Source organism: Deltaproteobacteria bacterium, assembly GCA_012522415.1.
In the GTDB taxonomy this organism is placed as follows: domain Bacteria; phylum Desulfobacterota; class Syntrophia; order Syntrophales; family JAAYKM01; genus JAAYKM01.
This window is the reverse complement of record JAAYKM010000157.1, coordinates 1-11,509: the sequence shown is the minus strand read 5'-3', so window position 1 is coordinate 11,509 and position 11,509 is coordinate 1. Positions and strand designations below refer to the sequence as shown.

At 50.3% G+C, this 11,509-nt stretch carries 11 protein-coding genes; 7 read left to right on the top strand and 4 right to left on the bottom strand.

Translation table 11 applies throughout. The features are described from left to right. The 6 genes from GX147_11260 to GX147_11235 form a co-directional block, all read left to right on the top strand. Positions 1-310 (top strand): VapC toxin family PIN domain ribonuclease (locus tag GX147_11260; protein NLN61247.1); only part of this gene is annotated, 310 nt, incomplete at its 5' end. Between the two features lie 1,425 nt (positions 311-1,735). Next, positions 1,736-2,512, top strand: coding sequence for a hypothetical protein (locus GX147_11255; protein NLN61246.1), 777 nt, complete (start codon positions 1,736-1,738; stop codon positions 2,510-2,512). After that, the gene (locus GX147_11250) at positions 2,509-2,829 is read left to right on the top strand and encodes an XdhC family protein (protein ID NLN61245.1); all 321 of its coding nucleotides are present in this window, start codon (positions 2,509-2,511) and stop codon (positions 2,827-2,829) included. Before GX147_11255 ends, GX147_11250 begins: the two co-directional genes overlap by 4 nt. A 304-nt stretch (positions 2,830-3,133) precedes the next feature. After that, positions 3,134-3,427, top strand: coding sequence for a hypothetical protein (locus tag GX147_11245; protein ID NLN61244.1), 294 nt, complete (start codon positions 3,134-3,136; stop codon positions 3,425-3,427). After that, on the top strand, positions 3,420-4,256 hold the full coding sequence (locus GX147_11240; GenBank protein NLN61243.1) for an HDOD domain-containing protein: 837 nt from the start codon (positions 3,420-3,422) through the stop codon (positions 4,254-4,256). Before GX147_11245 ends, GX147_11240 begins: the two co-directional genes overlap by 8 nt. Further along, positions 4,253-5,194, top strand: a complete 942-nt coding sequence (locus GX147_11235; protein ID NLN61242.1) for a diguanylate cyclase — start codon at positions 4,253-4,255, stop codon at positions 5,192-5,194. The genes GX147_11240 and GX147_11235 overlap by 4 nt, the downstream gene beginning before the upstream one ends. Positions 5,195-5,368: 174 nt before the next feature. Here GX147_11235 and GX147_11230 read toward each other — a convergent pair whose 3' ends face one another. The 4 genes from GX147_11230 to GX147_11215 are packed head-to-tail and all read right to left on the bottom strand — an operon-like array spanning position 5,369 to position 9,802. Further along, on the bottom strand, positions 5,369-6,598 hold the full coding sequence (locus GX147_11230) for an FtsX-like permease family protein (protein NLN61241.1): 1,230 nt from the start codon (positions 6,596-6,598) through the stop codon (positions 5,369-5,371). Continuing rightward, positions 6,595-7,317: an ABC transporter ATP-binding protein gene (locus tag GX147_11225; protein ID NLN61240.1), complete on the bottom strand. Its 723-nt coding sequence runs from the start codon at positions 7,315-7,317 to the stop codon at positions 6,595-6,597. Before GX147_11225 ends, GX147_11230 begins: the two co-directional genes overlap by 4 nt. A 1-nt stretch (position 7,318) precedes the next feature. Then, positions 7,319-8,485: an efflux RND transporter periplasmic adaptor subunit gene (locus GX147_11220; protein ID NLN61239.1), complete on the bottom strand. Its 1,167-nt coding sequence runs from the start codon at positions 8,483-8,485 to the stop codon at positions 7,319-7,321. A gap of 27 nt (positions 8,486-8,512) precedes the next feature. Beyond that, entirely contained in the window at positions 8,513-9,802 is a 1,290-nt protein-coding gene (locus GX147_11215) for a TolC family protein (GenBank protein ID NLN61238.1), read from the bottom strand. A 700-nt stretch (positions 9,803-10,502) separates the two neighbouring features. Here GX147_11215 and GX147_11210 point away from each other — a divergent pair. Then, positions 10,503-11,234, top strand: coding sequence for an amidohydrolase family protein (locus tag GX147_11210; protein ID NLN61237.1), 732 nt, complete (start codon positions 10,503-10,505; stop codon positions 11,232-11,234). The last annotated feature ends 275 nt before the right edge of the window (positions 11,235-11,509 follow it).

Genomic DNA, 11,509 nt, shown 5'->3' with positions numbered 1-11,509 from the left:
TGAATTGGCAAACTTGCTGAATAACGGCTTCGTATTATGTCACCCATTAATCGTGGGCGAACTGGCGTGCGGAAATCTAAAAGACAGAGCCGTTATACTTTCTTTTCTTAAACTGTTACCCATGAGCGCTGAAGCAGAACATGAAGAAGTATTCTCCTTTATCGAAAATAACCGGTTAATGGGAAGAGGTATTGGTTATGTTGATGCTCAGCTTGTCGCGTCCGCAGTCTTAACGGGTGTTCCAATTTGGACCCTTGATAAGAAATTGGCGCAAGTGGCTGACGGACTGCATATTAAATATAAAAATTGATAACCAGGGTGTAGTGAATAGTTAATAGGGTCAAATCTTTTTGACCCAGGATGGGGTGAATGGGGTAAAGTCTTTATTCTTGACATTTGATCCAGTTTGTTCTGCATCTCGCTGAACCTTTTTCCCCATGCCGGCTCATGTTGCATCTTGAATAGTAATCTTACCGTTTGGAACGAAGCCATGTTTTTCTTTCATGCGGCTCCCCCAGGCTATCGAAAATTATTAGTTGTGCTACATGATTTCAGTCCTAAAAGAAACAAAACGCTCGGAGAATATTACATAAGAACATATGCACATCTTATCCCTACGGATGTTGAAATATGGGAATACAATGAGGTCAGTAAAGAGGGGAAAAAACTAAATCACCAGAAAACCCGTCGCTCAAGCCGACCGCTCGCCCCTGGCTCGCTCCGGCTCAGCTCCGCTGATGGGCCAAGAGGAACAACATGTCAAAGTTAAACACCAAACTTGAGGCAGAAGGTGCAGAATTCCTGGTTTTAGGCCATCTCCTACTTCGTAGGATAGCGGCATATAAGACGTACACCAACATGCCTGGATATGACTTGGTCGCGACCCGGCCGGAGTCTAACAAATCCGCGATGATCCAAGTAAAAAGTAGGTGGCGCACTAATGCACCCGGTTTCATAATAAAGAATCTAGACTCAGATTTTGTCGTAGTGGTCTTACTGAATAGGGGATCCAAAGACGGAAAAGCACAGGTTCGTCCCCCTGACTACTATGTTTTCCCAATATCAGTTATTGAATCTGCCCCACGGAGCAAGGACTGGGGGAAAGTCAATTTCAACAAGATTCCTGATTGTGCGCAGTATAAAGATGCATGGCATTTGATAGTTAAGTTTTTGAAAGCTTAGAAGCCTAACAGTTCGCTGCAGCCGACCAAAAACCGCTACGCGGTTTTTGGTCGGCTGAGCTCAAGCGTTAGCAATGAATGAGAATGAATATGATCATCAATGGCTATGAAATGGAAATCGAAGGTGAAGTTCTCCAGAGAGGTTTCTGGCTCTATGTGTGGAGGATCATCAATAAGGGGTGAATAGGGTCAAATCTTTATTTTTGATATTTCACCCAGTTTGTTCTGCATCTCCCTGAACCTTTTTCCCCATGCCGGCTCATGTTGCATCTTGAATAGTCGTATCTGAAAAACAGCATAACGATTTAATATTGATTAACAATGATCATTTTTATGCGATGTAATTTGCAAGAAAGAAAGACGGCCTCAGGAGAAATTCCTCTCCCGCAAGAAATCGGACCTCCGATCCGCGGCAACATTTTATTCGAGGCAATTCGCTGGACTATTGGGCATTGACATAAAGCAACGCATCTCCTATATATTTTATAAGGGAAAGATCAACCGCTCCACAGAATTTCAAATCACGCTCTGTCAATTCTTGAAAGGAGGTTTTGGTGAATACACTGCATCGCATCAATGAACTCCTTGCGCAGGATGAAATGATCTGTTTGGCTACGATCATTGAATCATCTCTTGCGGACCTGCCTGTCGGTTCTAAAACCATCATTTTACGGAATGGGATCATGGAGGGCCCCCTCATTGCATCCGAACTGGAAAGCGAGGTTCGTGCCGATGCCCTGCAAGTCTTCAGTGATCGGGAAAAACAACTGATCGACTACCCGGGAAATATCCGGATATTTTTCGATATCATTACGTCTGATCTCAAACTGGTCATCTGTGGAGCAGGTCACGTCGCAGTTCCTCTTGCCAGATTCGCCCGAGAGACGGGATTTAACGTGACCGTGATCGATGACCGGCCGGACTTCGCTCATCCCGCCCGCTTTCCCGGTTGCGAAGTGATCACCGAGGATTTTGTTCCGGCGCTCCACAGTATAGCCGCCAACCCGACGACCTATTTCGTCGTCATCACCCGGGGACATGAACACGATGCGGAATGCCTCCAGGAAATTTTGAGCAAGGAGAGCGAGGCTGCCTACGTCGTCGGTTTGATCGGAAGCAGAAGGCGGGTGAGCTTTGTCGTCAAAATGCTTGCTGCACAGTGCATACGGAAAAACCGCCTGGATAACCTTTTTACGCCGATCGGGCTGCCCATAGGGGCGGAATCACCGGAGGAAATTGGCATATCCATATTGGGTGAATTGATCTGTGTCCGAAAAAAAGGAGCGGAGCAAGCGAGGACGCTCCGCCGGAGCATAGGAGTAGGCTTATGACCGATCGGGAAATTTTTGAAAAAATAGAGGAACTGACGAAACAGGGAACCCCTCTTTGTCTCGCCACAATCATCGAGGCCAAGGGATCGACCCCACGGGAGGTCGGGGGCAAAATGCTTATTTTTGCCGACGGCTCGACTTATGGCTCCGTTGGAGGGGGTTGTGGAGAAAACCAGGTGCGAAGCGCCGCTTTCCGCACCCTTCTCACCGAAAAGAAACCAGAGATTATCGAGGTGGATCTGACGGACGATCTGGGGACCAAAGGAGGGGATGTCTGCGGCGGCAAGATGAAAATCTTTGTTGAACCGATATGCTAGGGATTATGCTGGCAATTCCTCCAACGAAAGGGGCGGAGGTCGATCTCCTTCTTTGTAAATGAGAAATGGCCGGCGGAGGGATGCCATTCCCAAGCATTCCTTCACCTGTCGCATGAAACAACGTATCAAGGGTCCAGTCAACGATGGAAAGGGGAAAAACCGGAATCCTGAAGGACGAAAGCACAGAAAACGTAAAAATAACTGATGACAATTTGCTGATTATCGTATATTGAAACATCGGCTCAAGCAGCATGAAAACGGCATTTGGCCACCCCTCGGGATAGAAAAAAAGGATTATTTTACCATGCGCAGAATACCCATCGATGAACTCCAGGAGGGCATGGTTTTGGCCAAACCTCTGATGAGGGATACCATGATCATACTGGGAGAGGGTGTCGTGCTCACTGAAGCCTGGATCTCCCGTATCGAAGATATGGGTATTACTACCGTCTTCATTGAAGGGTCAGCCGAACAGGTCATCCCTAAGGAGGAGGCCCTGTCACAACTGAACAGACGCTTTCAACACCTCTCGGATCAGCCGCATATGATGGTCCTGAAAAAGATCGTGAAGGAGCATATCGAGGGTCTTTATGGCTGATAGCCTTGAAATGCAACGTATGCGGGCGAGAGTCGAAGCGATCAACGCCCTCCCCACTGTACCGTCCAATCTCAGGCAAATCTCCATCATGCTCGGTAAACCTCGCCTGACGATGGACGAGATCTCCCGGTTCGTAGCCAATGACCCGGCCCTGGCAATCAAAGTTCTCCGGATGGTTAATTCCGCCGCCTATGGTTTTCCCGGAAGAATCTCTTCCGTTGCCCACGCGATCATGCTGCTGGGTTTGAATGTAATCCGGGGGCTTTTGCTTGGCATCTCCGTATTTGAATTGATGCAGAAAAATATGTCCGGCCTCTGGGAGCATTCCTGCGCCTGTGCCGTTGCGGCAAGGTGTATTGCCCAGAAAAAGAAGATGAAGGAACCGGAAGAAGTATCCATCTGCGGACTTCTGCATGATATCGGAAAGGTCATCATCATGCTCCAGTATCCTTCGGAATACGAACAGACCCTCTCGGAAGCGAAGGGAAAAGATATCAGTCTCTTCGAAGCGGAAAAGGAGTCTCTGGCGGCCACCCATGCCGACGTCGGGCTCTGGTTATCCCAGAAATGGTGCTTCCCCATAAACCTTGTCGAAGCGATCGGCTATCACCACCGGCCTCAGCTTTCAACCCGGGCCCCTTTAGAAACAGCGATCGTTCATGTCTCAAACAGCATTGTTCGCGCAAAAGGCATTGGTTTTGCCGGAGACCCCTTTGTATCGGCCATTCATCCTGGGGCCTGGCAGATGTTGCAACTGTCGGACGACGATATCAGAGACGTTCTCACCCAGATAGATGAATCCATCTCCATTCCCGGAGGGGAAGCATGATATCTCCCACCATTCTCGTTATCTCCGGGTTCCCCCCAACGGTGGACATCCTGAAGCGAACCCTTGTCCAAATGGGCCGTGTGATCGTCTTCGACCATCTTCATTCCGCGTTGGATCTTATTTATAACGAAACCCCCCTGCTGATGATCGTGGACTTATTTGAAGAACCGGAAACGATTCCCCTGTTAAATTCGTTAAAGGAAGACCCGCTGTTCGCGGGAGTGCCCGTTCTGGTCATCCTTGACGAGGAACACACATCACCGGACTGGGAATCGATTCAGGCTGACGACTACATTCGGCGCCAGTTTATTGAACAGGAGATCCTGACAAAAACCAGGCTCTGTGTCCTCCGTTCAAAACGTGTTGTCGAAGTGAATCCGCTGACACGATTGCCGGGGAATATTGCGATTAACCGCCAGATTCAAAGCCGGATTGATAACCGGCTCATTTTTACCTTGGGATATGTCGACTTGGATCATTTCAAGCCTTTCAACGACAAGTACGGTTTCAGTCGCGGAGATGATGTAATCAGAATCACCGGCCGTCTTATCTTGAATATCGTCAAGGGCAATTATTCACAGGGGAGTTTCGTCGGCCATATCGGCGGTGATGATTTCATTTTTATTACGGAACCCCTAATCGCGGAGGATGTCTGTCGCGATCTTATCGGTGCTTTCGACCACATCATTCCCTCCTTTTATGACGAAGAAGACCGTCAGGCTGGGTTTATCCAGTCGAAAGACCGGAAAGGTCATCTCAAGCGTTTCCCCTTCCTTTCCATCACAATCGGCGTTGTCTACGTTAACGGCCTGCATTTCACTCACTACGGCGAGGTAACGGAAATCGCCTCAGAAATGAAGCAGTATGCCAAGAAACAAGTGGGAAGCTGTTATAAAATGAACTGCCGCTCCTATGATCCCCAGGAAGAGGGGAGGTAAGCCGATCAGCCGATCAGTCATGACATGGGGAAACAGCCGCCTTTCGAGGTCCACAGAAGCGGCCGAAAACAAAGCAAAATTCCGTCTTCAGGCAATGCAGGAACGGAAATCATGCCGAAACACCGGTCTCCATGATTCCCACACAGGGATATTTTCAAGCGCTCTACTCCCACCTTATTCATAGCGCAGGGCGTCGATCGGATTCAACAGGGATGCCTTGTAGGCCGGATAGAAACCGAAAAAAACCCCCACAAGAGCGGAAAAACCAAAAGCCAACAGAACGGAAACGGGTGAAACAACGGTCTCCCATCCAGCCATGACACTCAGTATTTTTGCCCCCCCTATGCCCAGAATAATGCCGATGACACCGCCCATAAGTGAGAGGGTCAGCGCCTCGATCATGAATTGCATAATGATGTCCCATGTTTTTGCCCCGACTGCCATGCGGATCCCGATCTCCCTTGTCCGTTCCGTTACGGAAACCAGCATGATATTCATGATTCCGATTCCTCCGACCAAAAGAGATACCGAGGCAATGGCTCCAAGCAGCAACGTCATGACCCGGCTGGACTGTTCCGCCATCTGCATCATATCCGCCAGGTTTCTCACCTGAAAATCGTTGTCTTCCCGAGAGCTGATACGATGCCGCTGCCGGAGAAGGCTGTTTATTTCGTTTTCCACGTCATTGATGTCGCCAGCGTGCCTGACCTTGACCATGATGTTTCTGACCATGCCGGGAAAAGGCGTTCCGAAGATCTTTTTCTGCGCCGTTGTAACGGGAATGTAAATGATGTCGTCCTGGTCCTGTCCCTGCATGGACTGGCCCTTCTCCCCGAGAACCCCGATCACCGTGAACGGCAGTTTTTTGATCCGGATAATTTGCCCAACGGGATTCGAAGATCCGAAAAGGTTCGTAACCACCGTCTGGCCCAAAACGGCCACTTTGTTGGCGCTGCGTACATCCTGTTCCGTGAACATTCTACCGGAGACCAGTGACAGGTCTCTCACAACAAAAACCCCCTCCGTAGAACCGTAAACGCCCGTTGACCAGTTTTGATTTCCAAAGACCACCTGGGCGACACCGCTCAAAATGGGGGCCACGTCCTGCACTCTCGGAATCTCCCGAAGAATCACGTCGGCATCGTCTTTCGTCAGGGTCGGCTGGGATCCCATACCCATCCGCAATCCCCCCGACGTGGTACTTCCCGGAAGAATCAGCAGGAGATTGCTCCCGATACTGGAAATCTGCTGCCTGATTTTTTCACTGGCCCCTGTTCCGACGGCCAGCATGGCGATGACGGATCCGACCCCGATAATAATACCCAGCATGGTCAGAGCGGAACGCATCTTGTTGATACGGATTGCCCGAAGGGAGATTTTCAGGGTATCGGGAATGTTGATCATTGGTCCGGCCTTTCTTCAGGTTTCTCCCAGTCCGGGTAATGGGCCTCATCGCTGACAATCCGCCCATCCAGAAAATGAATGATCCGGCGGCTGAAGGCGGCAATATCATGCTCGTGCGTGACCAGAACGATGGTCATCTGATCATCTCGGTTCAGCCGGACGAGCAGTTCCATGATTTCAATACTGGTTTTCGTATCGAGGTTTCCTGTCGGCTCGTCGGCCAGTATAAGCGGCACGTCATTGACAAGGGCCCGGGCTATAGCGACCCGTTGCTGCTGTCCCCCCGAAAGCTGATTCGGGTGGTGATGTTCCCTGCCTTCCAAGCCCAGTCTTTTGAGGGCCTCCCTCGCTTTTTTCCTTCGTTCTCCATGGTGCATGCTCCGATAGAACATGGGTAACTCCACATTTTCGAGGGCGGAAGTCCGTGGAAGCAGATTGAATCCCTGAAATACAAAACCGATTTTCTCATTCCGGATCGTCGCCAGCTCATCCCTGGTCAGGCGGGCGGTTTCTATACCTCCAAGCAAATAACGTCCCCGGGTCGGTTGATCAAGACAACCGATGATGTTCATAAACGTCGACTTCCCCGAACCAGACGGCCCCATGATGGCGACAAACTCACCGGAGTCGATCCTCACGGAAACGCCATCCAAGGCATGCACCGGCGCCCCTCCGGCATCATAGATTTTGTAGAGGTCTTCCGTTTCTATCAGGCTCATTTTATCTCAAAAACCTCGGCGTCGGGGGAGCATTTCTGTTTTTCTTACCGTTATCAATGGATTCGACAATAACTTCGCGGTCCCCCTGGTGGATTCCCCTGACTATTTCCGTGTAACTCCCGTCACTGATCCCGGCCTGTACGGAAACCCGCTCCGGCACACCATTCTTCAGAACCCAGAGAGCGGCTCCCTTCACCCCCCCGGCGTCCTTTTCGCCCGCGGGCCTGAATCGCAGCGCCGAGTTTGGCACACAGGTGACACCCTTTTTCTCCTCCAGGATTACGGCAACATTCGCGGTCATGCCGGGTTTAAGTTTTAAATCGGGATTGCTGACCTTGACCACGACATCGTAGGTCACAACATTCTGCACGGTAATGGGGGCGTTGCGAACCTCGAAAACGCCTCCGGCAAAGATCTCCTCGGGATAGGCATCGACGGTGAACTCCACGGCCTGATCGACTTCGATTTTTCCGATATCCGCCTCATCGATGTTTACGTTGATCTGCATCTGTGTCAGATCCTGGGCAATATTAAAAAGGGTCGGGGTCTGGAAGCTCGCAGCGACGGTCTGGCCGACGTCGACATCACGGGAAATAACGGTTCCGTCAACGGGAGAGATAATTCTTGTGTAACGGAGATTGTTCTCGGCGAAATCAAGAGCGGCTTTGGTCTGCTGAACCTGCGCCTTGGCCGCTGAAACTTGCGCCCTGGCCGATTGTTCCGTTGTTTCCGCCGTGTCCAGATCACTTTTGGCAATGTAGTTTTTCTGAAACAGGGTTTTATAGCGCTCAAGGGTGCGTCTTGCATCCAGAAGCGCCGCTTCGGCTTTCTCCACATTGGCTTTCGACACGGCAAGATTGGCCCGGGCCTGATCCACCTGGGCCTGAAACGTGGCCGGGTCGATCTGGGCAAGCAATTGATCTTTTTTTACGGAAGAATTGTAGTCCACATAAATGGATTTAATGGTTCCTGAAACCTGCGTCCCCACCAGGACCGTCACAACGGCATTGACCGTCCCCGTTGCCGTTACCGTCGCTTTGATATCCCCCAGACGGATCTTCTCCGTACGGTACGAAGACCCCTTTTGTCCGTTACGGAAAAGAAAAAAGCTTCCCAGCAGAGCCAGAATTACAACGACGGAGATACCGATAGTCATTTTATTTTTCATGAAAAGCCCCTGTTTGATCCCGTGTATTTATTTCACGCCGACGGCTCGCTCCAGAGCCGCCAAGGCATTGCCATAATCGGATAATGCTGAGATATTCGCTGTTCTGGCGTTGCTCAAAGCGAGGAGGGCGTCCGTCACCTCAATGGGACTTCCCAACCCCGAGGCATAACGTCCCTCTGCCAACTCCAGATTTTCCCTCGCCTGTCTGACGATCAGATCGGTTGTCTCGATTCTGCTGGCCGTCTCCCGCAGATTGGAAAAAGCCTGACTGATCTCCAGGCGAATCTGTTGTTTTAGTGACACAATATTCGCAGAGAGAACGTCGATATCCGCTTTCGATTCGGCAATCTGGTTCTTAACGAGATAACCGCTAAATATGGGTATATTGAGACTTCCTCCGACGCTCCATCCCTCTCCGAGGGGAAATTCCCGTCCCCCGAAACCGTACCTTGCATAACTTGTCACGGTCGGGTAATGCCCCGCTCGGGCCAAATCGAAAGATTTGTGCGCCGCCGACTCACGGTAGAGAAGAGACTGGAGATCGGGCCTGTTTTCATAGGCTTCCCGTAATGCGTCCTGATAGAGCGGCTTATACCGTTCGAACAGGAGATTGCTGTCCAGGACAAATTCCGGCGCATCGGGCATGCCCATCGCGTTATTGAGGGTAAGCCCCGCAATACGCAGGGCATTTTCCGCCTTGATCAAGGTCAGGCGGGCGTTGCTTAAATCGACCTCCGCCTTCGTTACGTCGAATTTCGGTTTCAGACCCGCCTCGAAAAATCCCTTTGCAATGTCCAGGTGCCTTTGAAACTGATCGACCGTTTCCTCAGCCACACGTCGGTTTTCCTCCGCCTGCAGCATGGTGTAATAGAACTGTTTGACATTGAGAACAACGAGGCTGACGACATTGGCCAGATCCTGCCGGAAGGCATCCTGGTTCGCACTTGCAATCCCAACTTTTGCAGGAGTCCGACCAAAGTCGTAGATATTCTGGCTCAGTCCAAGATACCCCGAATAAAAATCACTGGCGGATGTTCCAGACAAATTACGTCCTTTCGGTTTATAGGCCTGGGTCCGATCATAACCCGTTTCCATGTTCAACTGCGGGAAATAAGCCGATTGGGCCTGGCCGATCCGGCTTTCACCGACACGGAGCTGATGGGACGCCGCCAGGATGTCCGGATGTTTCGCCAAGGCTATTTCTATACAGCGTTCGAGCTTCAGCGTCTGGCCCGGGATGATTGTTTCATCCGCCGATACATGCACGGGAATGAACAGAACCAGGCAAAGCACGGCCAGCAAGCATGATTTTCTCATAAGTCATACCTTTCCTCTCCTTTTCCGCCTCCACGGGAAGAAGAAGCACGAACCAAAAAATTGCATTACAGATACCCCCGAACCAGGGAAAAAGCAAAAAAAGATATACACGGGAACGCAAGTCCGGCATACATTTTCTATTCATCGGTATTAGCAATGCCTGTGCCAGTAAACGAAAGTGTTCTTATGTACCGGTATCCACTTGCGAAACGTGGTAGATACCCGACAGGGGGAAATACAATAGGCTGTACTGAAACGCATTTAATTTACCCACCTGCGCTTTCATGTGACTATAAAATATCCATCCAGGTTGAACCCGGACCCTGCACAAGCTTTCTCAAAGGCAAATGACAAGGATGCGGGGAAACGCGGTTTTTGCTCGATTGGCGGAGGGCTTTCAATGGGAAGACAAGGATAGTCCCCGGGTATTTTCATATATCCTCATTATATCAATGCCTTACATGGCATTCCATATCGCTTTGAGTTTCTATTGTCCCTCAGCCGACCGTCCCTGGAAGGCCCCTTTCGCCACGCGTCAATATTCCTTATTGAGAATATGCCCCGGACAAGGTAAGATACGACCGCTTTCGCGGGTTCGTCCCAAGTGAAAGGGGGTCTCGCGAACAGGGATCAGCCAAAACCGACCGCCACAAAATCGACTGCCGCATGTCAGGTAAATGCTTAAACGAACGGATACACCATGAATACAGAAAAATACGAAATCATCGTTGACAGCCATGTGCATTGGGGCTACTCCATAACTCTGGGCACGGAAGTAACGACACAAATGATTCTGAGTGAGCAGAAGGAAGCGGGAGTAACCCACGTTGTTATTCTCCCCTTTCCCTCCACCGCCATCATGAGCCCTGATATAAATCCGCAGTTGCTTGATGAAACGACGCGAGTTCCCCATTTTATCCCGTATTTTTACATCCGGGAAAATTTTTCGCCCATTCCGGCAGGGTACAATGGAGGCAAGTGGCACTGGATGAGAGGGATCCAGGATGCGGCATCGAATTATAACGTCCTGGACGACCCAGATTTGCCGGAACTGGTTCAAAAACTCGAAGCGGCGGACAAGCCGATTATCTTCGAAGAGGAACTGGATTTTACGGTCCGTTTCGTTGAACGCTTTCCGAATCTCAAGCTGATTATCCCCCATCTGGGCCTGCTTGGCGGGAATCCGCTGGACTTCCTGGAACATTTCAAAGCGAAAAGCAATATCTATTTTGATACCGCCCTGGCGCAGACAAGTACCATTGACAGGTTCGTGCGGACTGTGGGCCCGGAACGCGTCATCTTCGGCTCCGACATTCCCTTCGGATCCATGGAAAACGAGCTGTCCAAGGTTCTGGCCCTGAAGCTGAATAAGGCCGAGATGGAGCGGATTCTTTCCCTGAATATCCTGAAACTCACCGGTTACAAGCCATGACCGTTTACGCCCTTCTTGACATAACGGAACAAATTGTTAAATTAAGAATAGACAGAGCTGCGATGCCCGTATAATGTCGTCGGTTCTGAAAAAGTCTATTTTGATAAAGCGTTACCGTAAGAGATGGTTATTTGATAATTAGATAGCCCTTGGAAAATTAGACGCAAAAAAGCGGCTGCCCACCGCAGCAGCTTGGCAAAGTTCATCCCGGCAGCGCTCAAGAGGCCGTTGATCCGGTCTCCGAGTCTGCCCTTTAACCGATTACGATCCATGCG